Consider the following 18,368-nt stretch of genomic DNA (forward strand, 5'->3'; position numbering starts at 1 on the left):
GCCTGTGTCTGTTGTCGCGTCTAAAACCGTTTCTGTGCCCCCCATGAAGTTGTCCGGTCTGGAGCCTGTCTCCATCGGCACCGGGTCGCTGTTCGTCAACGTGGGCGAGCGCACCAACGTGACCGGCTCCAAGGCTTTTGCCCGCATGATTTTGAATGGCGAGTACGAGCAGGCTTTGGCTGTGGCGCGTCAGCAGGTCGAAAACGGCGCGCAGATCATCGACGTGAACATGGACGAAGCCATGCTTGACAGTCAGGCGGCCATGGTTCGCTTTTTGAACCTCATGGCCGGTGAGCCCGACATCGCGCGTGTGCCGGTGATGGTGGATTCGTCCAAATGGACGGTGATCGAAGCCGGTCTGCGCTGCATCCAGGGCAAGGGCATCGTGAACTCAATCAGCATGAAAGAGGGCTTGGACGAGTTCAAACGCCAGGCCAAGCTGGTCAAGCGCTATGGCGCGGCCGCTGTGGTGATGGCGTTCGACGAAAAAGGCCAGGCCGACACGTACGAACGCAAGGTTGAAATTTGCGAGCGCGCTTACCGCGTGCTGGTCGATGAGGTGGACTTCCCGCCTGAAGACATCATTTTTGACCCCAACATTTTTGCCATCGCCACCGGCATCGAAGAGCACGACAACTACGCGGTGGACTTCATCAACGCCACGCGCTGGATCAAGCAAAACCTGCCGGGTGCCAAGGTGTCGGGCGGTGTGTCGAACGTGAGTTTTTCATTCCGAGGCAACGACCCGGTACGCGAAGCTATCCACACCGTGTTCCTGTACCACGCCATCCAGGCCGGCATGGACATGGGCATCGTCAACGCCGGCATGATGGGCGTGTACGACGACCTCGAGCCCGTTCTGCGCGAACGTGTGGAAGACGTGGTGCTGAACCGCGTGCCCCAATATAAAGACGGCGAAGCGCAACTGACCCCGGGCGAGCGCCTGATTGAAGTGGCCGAAACGGCCAAAGGCGCGGCCAAAGACGACAGCCAAAAGCTGGCTTGGCGCGGCACGCCCGATGCGCCTGTGCGCGTGGCGCAGCGCCTGAGTCATTCGCTGGTGCACGGTATCACCGACTTCATCAGCGACGACACCGAAGAGGCCTACCAAGAGATCCTTGCCAAGGGTGGTCGCCCGCTGCATGTGATCGAAGGCCCGCTGATGGACGGCATGAACGTCGTCGGTGACCTGTTCGGCCAGGGCAAGATGTTCTTGCCGCAAGTGGTCAAGAGCGCCCGCGTGATGAAGCAGGCCGTAGCGCATTTGCTGCCCTACATCGAGGCCGAAAAACTCGCACAAGAAGCCGCGGGCGAAGACGTGAAAGCCAAAGGCAAGATCGTGATCGCCACCGTCAAGGGCGATGTGCACGACATCGGCAAAAACATCGTCACCGTGGTCTTGCAGTGCAACAACTTTGAAGTGGTCAACATGGGCGTGATGGTGCCCTGCCACGAAATTTTGGCCAAAGCCAAAGAAGAGAACGCCGACATCATTGGCTTGTCGGGTCTGATCACACCCAGCCTCGAAGAGATGCAGTACGTGGCGGCCGAGATGGAAAAAGACCCGTACTTCCGCGAGCGCCAAATGCCGCTGCTCATTGGCGGCGCCACCTGCAGCCGCGTGCACACCGCTGTGAAGATTGCGCCCCACTACACCGGCCCGGTGGTCTATGTGCCTGACGCCTCGCGCAGCGTGGGTGTGGCGCAAGGCCTGTTGTCTGAACAAGCGACCAAGTTCATCGCCGACTTGAACACCGATTACGACAAGGTGCGTGAGCAGCACGCCAACAAAAAACAAACCCCGCTTTGGACCTTGGCACAGGTTCGCGCCAACAAGACGCCGATCGACTGGGCCCAAGGTGTTCCCGCCGCGCCCAAGTTCATTGGCCGGCGCGTGTTCAAAAACTACGACTTGGCCGAGATCGCGCAATACATCGACTGGGGCCCGTTCTTCCAGACCTGGGACCTGGCCGGACCTTATCCCGCCATCCTCGACGACGAGGTGGTGGGCGAGCAAGCCCGCAAGGTCTTGGCCGACGGCCAAGCGATGCTGCAAAAAATCATCGACGGCCGCTGGGTCACGGCCAACGCCGTGCTGGGCTTGTACCCGGCCAACTGCGTGAATGACGACGACATCGCTTTGTATGCCGATGAGTCCCGAAAGAAATTGGCCATGACCTGGCGCGGCCTGCGTCAGCAGACCGAAAAGCACATGATCGATGGGGTCATGCGCCCCAGCCGTTGCCTCGCCGACTTCGTGGCACCCCAAGGCACCGCGCCAGACCATGTCGGCGTTTTCGCTGTGACCGCAGGCATTGGGGCCGACAAGCGCGCAGCCGCTTTTGAAGCCGAACACGACGACTACAGCGCCATCATGCTCAAGTCACTGGCCGACCGCTTGGCCGAGGCGCTGGCCGAATGCCTGCACAAAAAAGTGCGCACCGACCTGTGGGGCTATGCCGCTGGCGAAGCGTTGAGCAACGAAGACCTCATTGCCGAAAAGTACCAGGGCATCCGCCCAGCGCCGGGCTACCCGGCTTGCCCCGACCACAGCGCAAAAAAGGCGATGTTCGACTTGTTGCAATGTGAAGAGATTGGCATGGGCCTGACCGAAAGCTTGGCCATGACGCCTGCGGCCAGCGTGAGCGGTTTCTACATTGCGCACACCGAGGCGCAGTATTTCAACGTGGGCAAAGTCGGTGACGACCAGGTGCAAGACTTGGCGCAACGCAGCGGGATGGCGTTGAAAGACTTGCAGCGCTTGTTGGCCCCCAACCTCTGAACACCATGCAGACTTTTTGGACCGGCTGCGGCCACCAACTCCTGACGCGCAACGAACGCGGCTGGGTGAGTGCCACGCCCGACTATTGGCGCCTGTGGTTGCAGCGTCCCGAATTGGCGCTGGTGGCCGAATCTTGCAAGGCTGAAAAACGGTTGCATGCCGCCTTGATGGATGCGCCCCACATGCAGGTCACCCCTGCAGACTACAAATATTTCAAGGACGACGATGTCCGTGAAAATTACAAACTCTTTCTGCGTTTTCGCGATGACGTGGAAAGCGCGGGTTCGCTCGAGGCGGCCTACATGGCTTGGATGCTGAGCGGCCATGTCCAGCTGCCGCCCCTGTTCATCGATCTGGTGGTGCAGGCCATGGTGTGCAATGTGCTGAAGGGCGTGGACGATGCCTGGGTCTGGCGTGCGGCCGAGTTGCTGTTTCGCCGCCAACGCATCACCATCGAAGGCGGGCGCGTGCTGTCGGGGGACAGCGAAACCTTGGACACCCTGCAAGCCACCGGAGGCTTGGGTGAGATGGGGCGTTTGCTGATGGAAGGCGGCGCCACGCTCAAGGCGGTGGACGTGAAGGTGCTGCACCCGGACAATGCCAACCGTTATTTTGCGCAGCGCGAAGGTCTGGGCCGCTACGCTTTCTTGCTCGACATGACGCACGAACTCCAGAACGAATTGCCCCATGGACTGATTTTGAAAATGGTCAATGCCCATTCGGGACTCAAAGCCCTGGCCGCCGTGCTGACCCGTTGGGTGCAACACTTCATGGGAACGTCGGTGCAGATCGAGCCGGTACAAAAAGTGGATGACCCCGCTTGGCGCTGGCATGTGGGTTTGGACGCCACAGCCACCGCTTTGCTCAACGACTTGTATCAGGGTCAGGAACTGACCGCCCAACGCCAGCAGCAGCTCGTCAGCCTGTTCAAACTGCGCTTTGACAACCCGCAAGACATGCGCGCCGATGTGCAAGGCAAGCCGGTGTATTTGGGGCTGGCCATGAACGAGCAAGGCTTGCTCAAGCTCAAGCCCCAAAATCTGCTGCTCAATTTGCCTTTTTCCCGCCCTGCTTGAGCGTTTGTTGCTCAGGCTTTTCTGACTCTTACTCATCCAGCACATGATCAAACTTGCCCTTCGCCTTTCCTGTCTCGCCTTCGTCCTGTCAGCCCCAGTGGCCATGGCGCAAAACGCGGTGACCGCAGCCGCCGCCAAAGAAGACGGCGCTGTGTTGACTTCCAGTGGGCTGGTCTACCGAAGCCTGAAAGACGGCAACGGGGCCAGCCCCACGGCCAGCGACAAAGTCACGGTGCACTACAAAGGCACCTTCCCAGACGGGCGTGAATTTGACAGTTCTTACAAACGGGGTCAACCCATTGACTTTCCCCTCAACCGCGTCATCGCGTGTTGGACCGAAGGCGTGCAGCGCATGAAAGTGGGTGGCAAAGCCAAGTTGACCTGCCCGCCTGAAATCGCTTACGGTGCACGGGGTGCGGGCAACGCGGTGCCACCCAACGCCACCCTGTTGTTCGAAGTCGAGTTGCTGGGCATTCAAGGCAAGTGATGCCTTTGACGCTATTTACAGGACCACCGCACCCTCCCTGACACGAGATGCCTGACATGACACACCAGACTTCTTGCCCCACCGAAACACCGCAGCGGCGGTGGAATCGTCGGCAAACCTTGGCTGCTTGTGGGGCGGTTTCGGTGTGGCCCGCTACGGTGGCTGTGCGCCCGGCGGCGGCGCAAGTTGCCAACACCACTTGGCCCGACACCCTGCACGCCGCACGCGGCCAGACCGTTTTCTTCAACGCCTGGGCGGGCAGTGAGCGGATCAACGCTTACCTGCAATGGGCCGCAGGCGAGTTGCAACGCGACTTGGGCGTCAAGCTGCAACACGTCAAGATCAGCGATGCGGCCGATGTGGTCAAGCGCGTGCGCGCCGAAAAGCAAGCTGGGCGCCAAGACACCGAAGGCACGGTGGACCTGGTCTGGGTCAATGGTGAAAACTTTGCCGCCTTGAAACGCGAGGGTCTGCTGTCTGCGCCGTTCGCTCAATCCCTGCCCAACTTCCAGTGGGTGGACACCGCAGGCAAGCCCACCACGTTGGTCGATTTTTCGGTGCCCACGGAGGGTTTGGAATCGCCTTGGGGCATGGCCCAGCTGACGTTTTTTGCCGATGCCAAACGTCTGCCCAAGCCCCCGCAAAGCATGGCCGAGTTGTTGGCTTTGGCCCGCAGCCAACCGGGACGCATCAGTTACCCCCGCCCCCCCGAGTTCCATGGCACCACCTTCATCAAGCAGGCCCTGATCGAGCACGCGCCCGATGCGAAAGCGCTGGCCCAGCCCGTGACGCCAGCTTCACTGGAAGCGCAAGCCGCGCCGCTGTGGCGCTTTCTGGATGCGTTGCACCCACATCTGTGGCGTGGTGGCAAGCAGTTTCCTCTGAATGCGGGAGCTGTTCGCCAAATGATGGCCGATGGTGAACTGGTGATGGCGCTCACCTTCAACCCCAACGAAGCGGCCAACGAGATCGCGGCCAAGCGCCTGAGCGCCACGGTGCAGAGCTGGCAGTTTGCCAAGGGGACAATCGGCAACACGCATTTTGTGGCCATCCCCTACAACGCGCCCAGCAAAGCGGGAGCACAAGTGGTGGCCAACTTTTTGCTGTCGCCTGCCGCGCAGGCGCGCAAGGCCGACATCGACGTGTGGGGCGACCCGACGGTGCTGGACTTGGCGCGACTGCCCGCCGCAGACCGCGCGAAGTTTTTGTCGGCCCCGCGCGCTGGGCAAGTGCGCCAAAGCGCTCCGGCCTTGCCCGAGCCGCACGCATCTTGGGTCGATGCGCTCGAAAAAGAATGGACCCGCCGCTACGGCGTGTGACATGCCGACCGTGAAGGTCCTTTTGCCTGTGCTGCTGGCCGCGCTGGCGGGATTGCCCACGTTGTGGGTGCTGTCCGCCGCGTTGGTGCAGTTGCTGGACGCCCAAGCTTGGCAAGCCCTGTGGATGGACCCGCAAATTGGGCGCGCTTGGGGCATGACCTTGTGGACCGGTTTGGCCTCGACCGCATTGGCGTGGATCACGTTGGCGCATGTGTTGGCCCGTGGCTTCATCCGCCAACAACTGGGGCGTTGGCTGTCGCGTCTGCCGGCCTTGCTGGCCACGCCGCACGCGGCCATGGCCATTGGTTTGGTGCTGTGGCTATCGCCCAGCGGCTGGGCGCTGCGGCTGGTGTCGCCAGGTCTCACCGGCTTTGACGCACCGCCGCCTTGGTTCACCACGCAAGACCCGTGGGGCCTGGGTCTGATCCTGGCGCTGTGGCTCAAAGAGCTGCCGTTTTTGCTGTGGGTGGCCGCCACCCAAAAGCCGCGCGAAGACCGGCGCCGCCGCTGGCAAGCCGCATACGCGCTGGCCCACACCCTGGGCCGCACCCCCGCACAAGCGTTTGCACAAATCATTTGGCCGCAACTGGCACCGCGCCTGCGCTGGCCGCTGCTGGCGGTGCTGGCCTATGGCCTCACGGTGGTCGACATGGCCCTCATCATCGGCCCCGCCACACCGCCCACCTTGGCGGTGCTGGCCTGGCAATGGCTGAGCGAAGCCGACCTGCTTACGCAATCGCAAGGCGTGGCGGCGGCGGGGTGGTTGACGGGCACGGTGTTGGTGGGGGGCGTGCTCACGGTGTTGGTGTTGCGAGTGCTTGCGGCCACGCGCCCATTCACGAGCAGGGGCAAGCGCCCGCCGAAACCCCCCACATGGGTTTTGCATTTTTGTAGGAAGCTGCCCCTGCAGCCGAACGTCATCTGGACCACCCTCCTCACCGCCTATGCCGCCGTCTGGTTCGCCCTGACTGTGGGCAGTGTTTCAGGCGTGTGGTCTTTCCCCCAAGTGTGGCCCGAGCTGTGGACGCTGGGCGCCTGGCAACAAGTGGCCAACAGCGCACACACCGTGTGGACCACGCTGGGCCTGGGCGTGGCATCGGCCAGTGTGTGTTTGTTGTGGTCGGTGGCTTGGTTGGAGTGGGCCCCGCGCCGTTGGCAGCAAGCCTTGCAACCCTGGTTTTTGTTGCCGCTGGTCTTGCCTTCGGTGCTGTGGGTGGTCGGCTTGTACAGCCTGGCGCTGCACACCCGGCTTGAAGGCCAATGGCTGGGCTTGTGCCTGGCGCACGCGGTCATGGTTTTGCCCTATGTGCTGCTGGCGCTGGTGCCTGCGTATCATGCGGTGGACCCGCGCCAAGCCGCGCTGGTGGCCAGCTTGGGCCATGGCCGCTGGGTGTATCTAAGGCGCGTGAAGTGGCCATTGCTCCAACGCGCCATCGCCTCGGCTTGGGCCGTGGGCTTTGCAGTCAGCGTGGCGCAATACCTGCCCACGCTCTACGTGGGCGCGGGCCGCTTTGCCACCGTCACCACCGAAGCCGTCACCTTGGCCGCGGGCGCGCAACGCTCGCTCATGAGCGCCTACGCCGCGCTGCAAATGCTCTTGCCCATCGCCGCCTTTGCGCTGGCCGCGTGGCTGGGCCGCCCGCGCCGATTTGAGAAGATCGCCCCCATGAAAGCCACACCATGACCGACACCCCACAAGATGGCCTGCACGTTCACATCGAACGCTTGGGCAGCGCGCTTAACGTGCTGGTGAGCGGCTTGCACCTGCATGTGCCGCCCGGTGAGATCCTCACGCTCATGGGCCCGAGCGGTTCCGGCAAAAGCTCGGTGCTGGCGTCCATCGCGGGCACGCTGGCCAGCGTGTCCGAAGGGTTGTTGCCCCTGCAATTGCAAGGCTCGGTGCAACTCAATGGCCGAGAACTTGCGTACCTGCCCACCCATCAACGCGGCGTGGGCTTGGTGTTTCAAGACGCCTTGCTCTTCCCGCACATGACAGTGGCCGAGAACCTGCTGTTTGCCGTGCCCGTTATTTCCACAAACGGCACGAGCAGCACCAAAGCGCAGCGCCAAGCCCGCGTGCAACAAGCGCTGCAAGAAGCCGAGCTGAGCGGCATGGGCGAGCGCGACCCGTCCACGCTCTCCGGCGGGCAGCGTGCGCGTGTGGCGCTCATGCGCGCTTTGTTGGCCGAGCCACAAGCGCTGCTGCTGGACGAGCCGTTTTCCAAACTCGACGCCGCCTTGCGCGCCCAGCTGCGCCCGTGGGTGTTTGCGCATGTGCGCGAGCGGCGTATCCCGGTGGTGCTGGTCACGCACGACGAACAAGACGTGGCCGACCGGCAGCGCGTGGTGCATTTGCGCGCCACCGAAGAAAGCCAAGCCCATGTTTGACCGCCACGCCCAAACCCTCTTGCGCCCCGCGCTGAACGCCGCCGCACGCGGCTTGGTGCGCGCAGGCGTCAGTGCCGATGCGCTGACCTGGCTGGGCTTTGCCATCGGCATGGCTGCTGCCGTGGCCATTGCGCTGCAAGCGTTGTGGTGGGGCTTGGCGCTGCTGCTGGCCTCGCGCTTGCTCGACGGCCTGGACGGCAGCGTGGCCCGCCTGACCCAGCCCACCGACGCGGGCGGCTTCCTGGACATCGCGCTCGACTTTGTGTTCTACGCCGCCATCCCCCTGGCCTTTGCGGTGGCCAACCCCACCACCAACGCCCTGCCCGCCGCCGCCCTGCTCGCCAGCTTCATCGGCACCGGCTGCAGCTTTTTGGCGTTCGCCGCACTGGCCGAAAAACGCGGCCTGACGGACACCGCCCTGCCGGGCAAAAGCTTTTACTTTTTAGGGGGTCTCACCGAAGCCACCGAAACCATCACCGTCTTCGCCGCCATGTGCATCTGGCCTGAACACTTTACGGTATTGGCTTATGGGTTTGCTGCGCTGTGTGCGGTGACTACGGGAATGCGGGTGGGGTGGGGTTATCGGCGGTTGAAATAGTGCTTTCACCAAGTCTGGAACTGATGGCTGCTTTTCTGCGAATAACTGGCCAAATGCGGTTATTGTTCAAGTCACCGCACAGGTGCTGATTGCCAAGCACATGGCACTTTGGAAATTTTCATGCGCCTTCGTCAAATTGTTTTGTTGCTTTTGTTGGCGCTGGCCATCAGCTCGTTTGTGGCGCTGGACCTGGGACGTTTCTTGAGCTTTGAGCAACTCAAAGCCAGTCAGGCCAGTTTTGCGCTGCTGCACGCCGCGCAGCCGCTCGCGGTGGCGGCGCTGTATTGCCTGGTCTATGTGCTGGCGACAGCGTTGTCCATTCCGGGGGCCGTGATCATCACTTTGGCCGGTGGCGCGGTGTTTGGGTTTTGGCAAGGCTTGTTGATGGTGTCGTTTGCTTCCACCTTGGGTGCCACCTTGGCGTTTTTGGCGTCGCGCTTTTTGTTGCGCGACTGGATAGAGGCACGCTTTGGTCAGCGCCTGGCCGACATCAACGCAGGCGTGAAACGCGAGGGCGGTTTTTACCTCTTCACTTTGCGCCTGATTCCTGTCGTGCCGTTCTTCTTGATCAACCTGCTCATGGGCCTCACGCGCATGAAAGTGTGGACCTATTACTGGGTCAGCCAGATCGGCATGCTGGCGGGCACGGCGGTGTATGTGAATGCGGGCACGCAGTTGGCGCAGCTCGAATCGCTGCAGGGCATTTTGAGCCCCGCACTCTGGGCCAGTTTTGTGTTGTTGGGCCTCTTCCCGTTGATCGCGCGCCGCATTGTGGCCGCTTTGCAAAAGCGCCAGGTTTATGCCCGCTGGGCGGACCAACGCCCCCAAACTTTTGACCGCAACTTGATCGTCATCGGCGGCGGTGCGGGTGGTTTGGTCAGCGCCTACATCGCCGCAGCCGTGCAGGCCAAGGTCACGCTGATCGAGGCGCACAAGATGGGCGGCGACTGCTTGAACTATGGCTGCGTGCCGAGCAAGGCGCTGATTAAGAGCGCCAAGCTGGCCCACCAGATGCGCCACGCGTCCCAATATGGCCTCAGCGACACCTCGCCCACCTTCAGTTTCAAGGCGGTCATGCAGCGGGTGCACGATGTGATCCAAGCCATTGAGCCGCATGACAGCATCGAGCGTTACACCGGCTTGGGCGTGGAGGTCCTGCAGGGTTACGGCACGCTGGTGAACCCGTGGACGGTGGAGATTGCGCTCAACGCTGGCGGCACCCAGCGACTCACTGCCCGCAGCATCGTGATCGCCACCGGTGCCCGCCCCGTCGTGCCGCCCCTGCCCGGTTTGGACGCAGTCGGCTACGTGACCAGCGACACCTTGTGGGACGAGTTTGCCCAACTCGACGAAATGCCCCAGCGATTGGTGGTGCTGGGCGGCGGCCCCATCGGTTGCGAGCTGGCGCAAAGCTTTGCGCGATTGGGCTCACAAGTCACGCAAGTGGAAATGGGCGCACGTCTCATGGTGCGAGAAGACGAGGAGGTGAGTGCATTCGCCAAAGCGGCGCTCGAAGCCGACGGCGTCCAGGTCTTGACCGGCTGCAAGGCCTTGCGTTGCGAGTTGGTCAATGGCGAGAAAACTTTGGTGGTGGCGCATCTGGGTGCTGAAAAGCGCATCGTGTTCGATCGCTTGCTGTGTGCTGTGGGTCGGGTGGCGCGATTGCAGGGTTATGGCTTGGAAAACTTGGGCATAACCACACACCAAACGGTGCAGACCAACGCGTACTTGCAAACCATCTACCCCAACATCTACGCCGCAGGCGATGTGGCGGGGCCTTTTCAGTTCACCCACACCGCCGCACACCAGGCTTGGTACGCAGCCGTCAACGCTTTGTTTGGCGAATGGAAGCTGTTCAAGGCCGATTACTCGGTGATTCCGTGGGCCACCTTCATCGACCCCGAGGTGGCGCGTGTGGGCCTGAACGAGCAAGAAGCCCAAGAGAAAAACATCCCGTATGAAGTGACGAAGTACGGCATCGACGATCTGGACCGCGCCATCGCAGACAGCGAGGCGCACGGCTTTGTGAAGGTGCTCACCGTGCCGGGCAAAGACAGGATTTTGGGTGTGACCATTGTCGGCACACACGCGGCAGATTTGTTGGCCGAGTACGTGCTGGCCATGAAGCACGGCTTGGGTCTGAACCAGATCTTGGCCACCATCCACACCTACCCGACCCTGTCCGAGGCCAACAAATACGCGGCGGGCGAATGGAAGCGTGCCCATGCGCCGCAAAAGTTACTGTCTTGGGTGAAGAAATACCATGATTGGCGGCGTGGATGAGCCCGGTTTCGACCTCTCAGTCATGGCCGGTGTTCATGCCCAACCCTTGAAAACCTTGCACGCGGCGTATGTGACAGCGTGTACCCGTGGACAGCACTATCATTTAACGAATGGCGGCACAGTTGAGCATGACTGTGACGGCCACTTATTCAGGACCAGGAGAAGTTTTCCATGAACAAGGACATGTCTGAAACATTGACGCGGGTAGGCCCTGGCACGCGCATGGGCAATCTGATGCGGCGTTATTGGGTGCCCGCTTTGACGACCAGCGAAATCGAGCTGGCCGACGGGCCACAAGTGCGCATTGAACTGCTGGGTGAAAAGCTGCTGGCCTTTCGCAACACCGATGGCAAAGCCTGCATGATCAGCGAGTTTTGTTCACACCGCGGGGTCTCGCTTTACTTTGGCCGCAACGAAGAAAACGGCATCCGCTGTGCCTACCACGGCGTCAAATTTGACGGCAATGGCCACTGCGTGGACGTGCCCTCCAACCCCAAGGCTTGTGCGCACATGCACATCAAGGGCTACCCCTGCGTGGAGCGCGGCGGCATTGTCTGGACCTACATGGGGCCACCCGACAAAATGCCCGAGCCGCCTGAACTCGAGTGGTGTACCTTGCCACCAAGCCATGTGTTCGTGTCCAAGCGCCTTCAGTACTCCAGTTACCTGCAGGCCATGGAAGGGGGCATTGACACCGCCCACGTGTCGTATGTGCACCGCTATGAAGTGGACACGGACCCGATGCATCAGGGCGTCAAGGCCCTCGACTACATCAAGGCCGATGGCAACGTGGTGTTTGAAATCGAAAAGACCTCGTTTGGCATGAGTTTGTTTGGCCGTCGCATGGGCGAGCCCGACAGTTTTTACTGGCGCATCACCCAATGGTTGTTCCCTTGGTTCACCATGATTCCGCCGTTTGGCCACCATGCTTTGGGCGGCCACGCCTGGGTGCCAGTCAATGACCACGAGTGCTGGGCCTGGAGCATGAATTGGCAACCCAAGCAAGCGCTGAGCGCCGAAGAACATGAAGCGATGGCTGCGGGCAAAGGCATCCATGTCGAATACGCAGCCCCGGGCAGTTTTGTGCCCAAGGCCAACCGTGACAACGACTACCTGATGGACCGCAAGGCCCAACAGGAAAAACGGGCCTACAGTGGGGTGTTCGGTTTTTCGGCGCAAGACTACTCCTTGCAGGAAAGCATGGGCTCCATCCAGGACCATGCGGCCGAAAAACTCTTGCCAACCGACCGCGCCATTGCCATGGCACGTCGCATGCTGCACGATGCAGCAGTGGCGCTGGAGCAAGGCATCGAGCCGCCTGCATTGGACGCCTCCGAACAACATGTTCGCCCTGCTGGTGTGTTGTTGCCCAAAGGCGATGACCCCATGGTGTGGGCCCAAAAGCACCTGGCCAATGGCCTGGATGAACCGGTTTTTTCGATCTGACGATTGCTCATTCCCCCCCACACACAACAGGAGACAACATGAAAAATTTCAACCGTCGGCAATGGACTGCATGGGCCCTGGCCAGTTTGGGTCTGGGTGCAGCGATGACTGCGAGCGCACAGGAATGGGCTCCGACCAAACCCGTGCGCATCATCGTGCCCATCACCGGCAGCACCAACGATGTCTTGGCCAGACTCATTGCCCCCAAACTGCAAGAAGTTTTTGGGCAGCCTTTTGTGGTGGAAAACAAACCCGGTGCGGGCGGCAACATCGGTGCCGACATGGTGGCCAAGGCCGCGCCGGATGGCCATACCCTGTTGATTGGCTACAACGGCCCATTGGCCATCAACGTGGGCTTGTTCGACAAAATGCCCTACGACCCGGTCAAAGATCTGGCGCCGATCACCTTGATGGTCAAGGCGCCGCAATACCTGGTGGTCAACCCGGCATCGGGCATCACCAGCGTGAAGGACTTTGTCGAAAAAACCAAAGCCAACCCGAGCAAGTATTCCTATGGCTCGGTGGCCTTGGGCAGTGCCTCGCACTTGACCATGGAAATGTTCAAGTCGGCCGCAGGGTTTCACATCACGCACATTCCTTATCGGGGGGCGGGCCCGGCGGTCAGTGACCTGATTGCCGGCAACATTCAGGCTGGATTTTTTGTGCCTGGCAATGTGCAGCAATTTGCCAAGGAAGGTCGTCTGAAATTGCTGGCCACCTCGGGCCTCAAGCGCTTTGCGACCACGCCCGACATTCCCACCCTCAGCGAGTCGGGCTATCCTGACTTTGAAGCCACTTCGTGGATTGGCTTTCTCACCACCGGTGGGACACCTGCACCCATCATCGAGCGGTACCACCGCGAGATTGTGAAGATCGTGCGTTCGCCCGAAATCACCAAACGCTTGCTGGACATGGAGTTTGAAATTGTGGCCACCACTCCCCATCAATTCCGCGACTGGATTGGCTCGGAAATCAAACGCTGGGGCAAAGTGATCAAGGACACCGGCACCAAGGCGGAGTGACAGGCATGGGCCAGCCACGATTGCGAGGACAAGTGGCGCTGATCACCGGTGCGGGTTCGGGCATTGGTGCGGCGACGGCGCAGATTTTTTGTCAGGAAGGCGCTTCGGTCTTTTTGGTGGATGCCGATGCGCAGGGCCTGCAGCGCACGCACCAAGCCATTGTGCAGGCTGTGCCCGAGGCCCGTGTGTTTTGCGCCCAGGCCGATGTGAGCGACCCCGAGCTGGCGCTGCAAGCCGTGGCCAGGTGCGTCAATGAGCTGGGGGGGCTGGACATTCTGGTCAACAACGCGGCCATGCGTCAATACGCGGCAGCAGCCCAGGCGAGTGCGGCCGAATGGCATGCGATCGTTGGCGTGAACCTGGTGGGCATCACGAATTACTGCCATGCCGCCTTGCCGCACCTGCGCAGCACGGGCCATGGCAGCATCGTCAATGTGTCGTCTTGTTATGCCGTCAAAGGGCGCAAAGGCATGGCCCTGTACGACGCCACCAAGGCCGCACAGCTGGCCTTGACCCGCTCACTGGCGTTTGAAGAGGCGGCGCACGGTGTTCGCGTCAACGCGGTGTGCCCCGGTTCAACCTTGACCGATTTTCATGTGGGGCGGGCGCAAAAAATCGGCAAAAGCGTCGAGCAACTCAAGACCGAACGTCAGGACACTTCCTTGCTGCGCCGTTGGGCCACACCCGAAGAAATTGCCTGGCCCATTTTGTGGATGGCCTCTTCGGAGGGATCGTTCATCACCGGCAGCACCTTGATGGTGGACGGCGGCTTGCACATCGTTTGAGTGCGGCTGGATGGGGTCTGCAAAAATCAGAAATCCAGATGGATCCATTGGCCTAGGGGCGGCATGATCAGTCGATTGAAGCTCCCGATGACTTGACGATTTGCCCCCAGCGCACGATGTCATCGTTCAGCAAGCTGGCAAATTGCTCGGGGGTGATGGGCGCTGCCAACTCAACGCCCTGTTGCTCCAGTTTGTCGCGCAGGTCTTTGGCCGCCAGGGTTTTGACCATGGCATCGTTGAGCTTGGCCGAGACCTCGGCAGGAACGCCAGACGGGCTGAACAGGCCAATCCACAAGGTGCCGGCGTAGCCGGGTACGGTCTCTGACAGCGCTGGCACATCGGGCAGGGCGGGGGAGCGCTTCGGGCTGCTCACCGCCAGGGCCTTGAGTTTGCCGGCTTTGATGTGGCTCAGTGAGGCTGGCAGGCTGGCAAACACAAAGGGCAATTGCCCCCCCAGCACGTCGTTCATGGCCGGGGCCACGCCCTTGTAGGGAACATGTTGCAACTGAATGCCCGCCATGCTGTTGAGCATTTCACCCAGCAGATGGTTCAGCGTGCCGTTGCCTGCCGAGGCGTACTGCAACTGACCTGGTTTGCTCTTGGCTGCCGCAATCAGGTCCTGTACCGATTTGCCACTGAAGCCGGGGTGCGCCAACAGCACGTTGGGCACGGCGCCAATCAAAGCCACAGGTTTGAAGTCTTTCACGGGGTCAAAGCCCGGGTTCTTGTACAGCGCCGGGTTGATCGCTTGGCTGCTGCTGATGGTCATGAGCAAGGTGTAGCCGTCTTTGGGGGCTTTGGCGGCAAACTGGGTGCCGATGTTGCCGCCTGCACCAGGTCGGTTTTCCACAGCGACTGGCGAGCCCAACACTTCCGAGAGCTTTTGACTGACCAGGCGTCCGACGATGTCGTTGGTGCCACCAGCCGCTTGTGGCACCACCATCAGAATGGGGCGTTGAGGGTAGGCTGACTGGGCCTGTGCAACCCCCCAGGCCAGCAACATGCCCAATGCACCGGTGACCGTCTGGTTGAGCAGGCGTCGGCGTGAAAAAACGGTGTTCGACGCAGGTTTTGTGGCAAATGGCAACATGGTGTGATCCTTTTCAAGCAATTCAAAATGCTGATCGAAAAGCCGAAAACAAGCTGCCTTGTGCGCGACACCCCTGAATGCTTGCGGGGTCTTTGGAAAGACGCCAAGGTGCCTCTGGTCTGGCTCGGGGTGGTGTGCAAATCAAGACGGTCAGGCTATGCTTGACGCTTCAACGGGGGGATGCATCACATGATCAACAAGTTTGTCGACACGGTCAGCCAAGCGCTGGCGGGCACGGCCGATGGCGCCACCGTTTTGATCGGTGGCTTTGGCACAGCGGGCATTCCGGATGAGCTGATTGAGGGACTGATCGCGCAAGGCGCGCGTGACCTCACCTTGGTCAACAACAACGCCGGCAATGGCGAGCAGGGCCTGGCGGCATTGCTCAAAGCGGGCCGCGTGCGCAAAATCATTTGCAGTTTTCCAAGACAAGCCGACTCGCATGTTTTTGACGGTTTGTACCGCTCCGGCAAGCTGGAGTTGGAATTGGTGCCTCAAGGCAATCTGGCCGAACGCATCCGCGCTGCGGGTGCGGGCATTGGCGGGTTTTTCACGCCGACTGGCTATGGCACCGAGTTGGCCAAAAATGCCGATGGTTCAGCCAAAGAAACCCGCGAAATCCATGGCCGCATGTACGTCTACGAGACCCCCATCCATGGCGACCTCGCCCTCATCAAAGCCGAACGCGGTGACCGTTGGGGCAACCTCACGTACCGCAAAGCCGCACGCAACTTCGGCCCCATCATGGCGATGGCGGCGCGCAAAACCGTCGCTACCGTGCACGAGCAGGTGAGCCTTGGTGAGTTGGACCCCGAGACGGTGGTCACACCCGGGATCTTTGTTCAGGCCGTGGTCAAAATTGACCGTGTGGCCACCCAGGCCGGAGGCATCAAGACATGAGCTACAACCGACGCAGCAAAGACGAATTGGCCGCCCGCGTGGCGCAAGACATCCCCGAAGGGGCCACCGTGAATCTGGGCATTGGCCAACCCACCTTGGTGGCCAACCATATCCCCGCCTCCCGCGAAGTCCTCTTGCACAGTGAAAACGGCATCCTGGGCATGGGCCCGGCCCCGGCCAAAGGCCAAGAAGACTTCGACCTGATCAACGCCGGCAAACAGCCCGTCACCTTGCTGCCTGGCGGTGCGTTTTTTCACCATGCCGACAGCTTTGCCATGATGCGCGGTGGCCACTTGGACATCTGCGTGCTGGGCGCTTTTCAGGTCAGCGCTGCGGGTGACCTGGCCAACTGGCACACCGGAGAGCCCGATGCGATCCCGGCTGTGGGCGGCGCCATGGACTTGGCCATTGGGGCCAAGCAAACCTGGGTGATGATGGACTTGCTGACCAAACAAGGACAAAGCAAATTGGTCCAAGCGTGCACTTATCCGCTGACGGGCATTGGTTGTGTCAAAAGGGTCTACACCGATCTGGCCACGCTGGCTTGCACGCCCAACGGTTTGGTGGTGATCGATACCGTTGAGGGCTTGGAGATCGATGCGCTTGCGGCCTTGATTGGCCTGCCCCTGAAAGCTGCGTGACGGCTTTCAGGCCTGCAAAGCCTGCTGTACCAACGGTGGGCTGGTGGTGACCCACTCGCCATCACGGTACAGCAAGGGAATGGCCGAGTCGTTGCAATGTCCAGAAATGACTTCACCAATCATCAGGCAGTGCGTGTTTTCCTGAACTTGCCGGATCAGGCGGCATTCCAGGCTCATGACGGCATGGCGCAGGCAGGGCGAGTCAGAATCAAAGGCTTGCCAATGGGCCTCATCAAACCGTTCATCGCCAAACACTTGGGCCTGGCCCGCAAACAGCTTGGCCAAATCGACGTGTTCGACCGAAAGGGTATTCACACTGAACACCTGGTTGTCGGTCATGTGTGCGTAAGAAAAAGCATTGCGGTTGATGGCGCAGACCACCGTGGGCGGCTCCGCCGTCAAAGACATGAAGGCCGAGACCGTCATGCCGGTTCGATGGGGTGCTTTACCCGTGGCAATGATGTTCACCGCAGCCGGATGCTTGCGCATCAATTGCAGAAATGCTTTCGGGTTCATGCCGTGGCGGTTTCCAGGGGCGCATCCACGTTGATGGCCGAACCCAGCCCCAAGGCTTGGTTGATGCGTGGCATGACTTCGTTGGCCATCAATTCCATCGATCGGCGTCCCAGTTGGGGGTCGACCAAGTCCATGCCGGCATAAACGATTTCACCAAATGGACCGGCCTTCTCACGCAAAGCCAGAATTTTGTCGGTCACCTCGTTCACAGTGCCGGTGATGACCAACTCGTCGAGCAAGCGGTCCAGCGTGACATGGCTGTCGTCTTCGTCCGCGTGTTTTTTGAAGATGATGTGCCGCTTGGACATCATCATCTTGGTTAACATTTGTCGGTAGTAATAACGGTAAGGGCTGTTGGCGTCAGCACGGCCATAGCGGTTGGCCGTGGCGCTGTCGTCGCTCACAAAGATGGTGCGAGCCACACGCCAGTCGGCGGAATTGGCCACTGTGTTGGCGGCGGTTTTGCCTTCGCAATAGTTGTCCCAATGGCTCGGCAGCCAATGGCCCATCAAAAAGTTGGCCGACATGGGGTGAAAGTCGCGCTTACCCATGGCGATGACGCCTTTGGAGAAAGGGGCGACCACGGTGCCCACAATTTCAGGCCGAGGTTTTTGATAGGGCTTCATCAATTCGCCCCGGCCAATCGATGGCACCGACGTCACTTGCGTGGTGACTTTGAAGCGGTTGTCTGGAAAATCGATGTTGTAGGGGGGCTCACGCTCCCAGATGGCCAGGATCACATCGATGGCCTCGGCAAACATCTTGTTGCGGTCTTGGTCCAAAATACCCAGTGCTTCAGCGTCAGACGCCAATGCGCCAGGGCTGATGCCAAAGATGAAGCGGCCTTTGGCCAAGTGGTCAAACATGGCCGCTTGCGAGGCCAGCAAAGTTGGGTGTGAGTGCGACAGGTTGGAGGTGCCGCTGCCGAGTTTGATGTTCTGGGTTTCCGGGATCAAAGTGGCCAAAAACAGCAAGCTGTTGGTCACGTTTTCGGCTTTGTCGGTCAAATGCTCGCCCACAAAAGCATCGTAAAAA

16 protein-coding genes are annotated in these 18,368 nt (G+C 60.7%); 13 read left to right on the forward strand and 3 right to left on the reverse strand.

All coding sequences use genetic code 11. The features are described from left to right. The first annotated feature begins 43 nt into the window (after window positions 1–43). The 11 genes from metH (at window position 44) to Q0O19_RS03675 (ending at window position 14,186) form a co-directional block, all read left to right on the forward strand. Window positions 44–2,782 carry a methionine synthase gene (metH, locus tag Q0O19_RS03625; protein ID WP_295520141.1) on the forward strand — a complete coding sequence of 913 codons (2,739 nt, stop codon included), beginning with the start codon at window positions 44–46 and terminating at the stop codon, window positions 2,780–2,782. 5 nt (window positions 2,783–2,787) lie between these two features. Then, on the forward strand, window positions 2,788–3,858 hold the full coding sequence (locus Q0O19_RS03630) for a DUF6352 family protein (RefSeq protein WP_295520143.1): 1,071 nt from the start codon (window positions 2,788–2,790) through the stop codon (window positions 3,856–3,858). Between the two features lie 103 nt (window positions 3,859–3,961). After that, on the forward strand, window positions 3,962–4,345 hold the full coding sequence (locus Q0O19_RS03635; RefSeq protein WP_295520165.1) for an FKBP-type peptidyl-prolyl cis-trans isomerase: 384 nt from the start codon (window positions 3,962–3,964) through the stop codon (window positions 4,343–4,345). 56 nt (window positions 4,346–4,401) lie between these two features. Next, window positions 4,402–5,664 carry an ABC transporter substrate-binding protein gene (locus tag Q0O19_RS03640; protein ID WP_295520144.1) on the forward strand — a complete coding sequence of 421 codons (1,263 nt, stop codon included), beginning with the start codon at window positions 4,402–4,404 and terminating at the stop codon, window positions 5,662–5,664. Window position 5,665: 1 nt separating this feature from the next. Beyond that, window positions 5,666–7,348, forward strand: a complete 1,683-nt coding sequence (locus Q0O19_RS03645; RefSeq protein WP_295520146.1) for an ABC transporter permease — start codon at window positions 5,666–5,668, stop codon at window positions 7,346–7,348. Next, the gene (locus tag Q0O19_RS03650) at window positions 7,345–8,052 is read left to right on the forward strand and encodes an ATP-binding cassette domain-containing protein (protein WP_295520147.1); all 708 of its coding nucleotides are present in this window, start codon (window positions 7,345–7,347) and stop codon (window positions 8,050–8,052) included. The genes Q0O19_RS03645 and Q0O19_RS03650 overlap by 4 nt, the downstream gene beginning before the upstream one ends. After that, a complete protein-coding gene (locus Q0O19_RS03655; protein WP_295520148.1) occupies window positions 8,045–8,650 on the forward strand; it encodes a CDP-alcohol phosphatidyltransferase family protein in 606 nt (201 codons plus the stop codon). Before Q0O19_RS03650 ends, Q0O19_RS03655 begins: the two co-directional genes overlap by 8 nt. 120 nt (window positions 8,651–8,770) lie before the next feature. Next, window positions 8,771–10,933 (forward strand): FAD-dependent oxidoreductase, encoded by a 2,163-nt coding sequence (locus tag Q0O19_RS03660; protein WP_295520150.1) that lies wholly within the window; start codon window positions 8,771–8,773, stop codon window positions 10,931–10,933. Window positions 10,934–11,104: 171 nt separating this feature from the next. After that, entirely contained in the window at window positions 11,105–12,379 is a 1,275-nt protein-coding gene (locus Q0O19_RS03665) for a Rieske 2Fe-2S domain-containing protein (protein ID WP_295520151.1), read from the forward strand. Between the two features lie 38 nt (window positions 12,380–12,417). Further along, the gene (locus Q0O19_RS03670; protein WP_295520153.1) at window positions 12,418–13,401 is read left to right on the forward strand and encodes a tripartite tricarboxylate transporter substrate binding protein; all 984 of its coding nucleotides are present in this window, start codon (window positions 12,418–12,420) and stop codon (window positions 13,399–13,401) included. 5 nt (window positions 13,402–13,406) lie between these two features. Continuing rightward, a complete protein-coding gene (locus tag Q0O19_RS03675) occupies window positions 13,407–14,186 on the forward strand; it encodes an SDR family oxidoreductase (protein WP_295520154.1) in 780 nt (259 codons plus the stop codon). Window positions 14,187–14,253: 67 nt separating this feature from the next. Here the strand turns inward: Q0O19_RS03675 and Q0O19_RS03680 are convergent, their stop codons facing one another. Then, window positions 14,254–15,189: a tripartite tricarboxylate transporter substrate binding protein gene (locus Q0O19_RS03680; RefSeq protein ID WP_295520167.1), complete on the reverse strand. Its 936-nt coding sequence runs from the start codon at window positions 15,187–15,189 to the stop codon at window positions 14,254–14,256. A 276-nt stretch (window positions 15,190–15,465) separates the two neighbouring features. Between Q0O19_RS03680 and Q0O19_RS03685 the strand changes: the two genes are divergently transcribed. Next, a complete protein-coding gene (locus Q0O19_RS03685; RefSeq protein ID WP_295520155.1) occupies window positions 15,466–16,176 on the forward strand; it encodes a 3-oxoacid CoA-transferase subunit A in 711 nt (236 codons plus the stop codon). Further along, window positions 16,173–16,817, forward strand: a complete 645-nt coding sequence (locus tag Q0O19_RS03690) for a 3-oxoacid CoA-transferase subunit B (protein WP_295520156.1) — start codon at window positions 16,173–16,175, stop codon at window positions 16,815–16,817. The genes Q0O19_RS03685 and Q0O19_RS03690 overlap by 4 nt, the downstream gene beginning before the upstream one ends. Before the next feature lie 6 nt (window positions 16,818–16,823). Here Q0O19_RS03690 and Q0O19_RS03695 read toward each other — a convergent pair whose 3' ends face one another. Both Q0O19_RS03695 and Q0O19_RS03700 read right to left on the reverse strand, forming a co-directional pair. Further along, a complete protein-coding gene (locus tag Q0O19_RS03695) occupies window positions 16,824–17,333 on the reverse strand; it encodes a flavin reductase family protein (protein ID WP_295520158.1) in 510 nt (169 codons plus the stop codon). Further along, window positions 17,330–18,368, reverse strand: a 1,039-nt coding sequence (locus Q0O19_RS03700) for an LLM class flavin-dependent oxidoreductase (RefSeq protein ID WP_295520160.1), incomplete at its 5' end; no start/stop codon positions are given. The genes Q0O19_RS03700 and Q0O19_RS03695, both read right to left, overlap by 4 nt.

This window comes from Limnohabitans sp. Rim8, from assembly GCF_945869175.1.
Taxonomy (GTDB): domain Bacteria; phylum Pseudomonadota; class Gammaproteobacteria; order Burkholderiales; family Burkholderiaceae_C; genus Limnohabitans_A.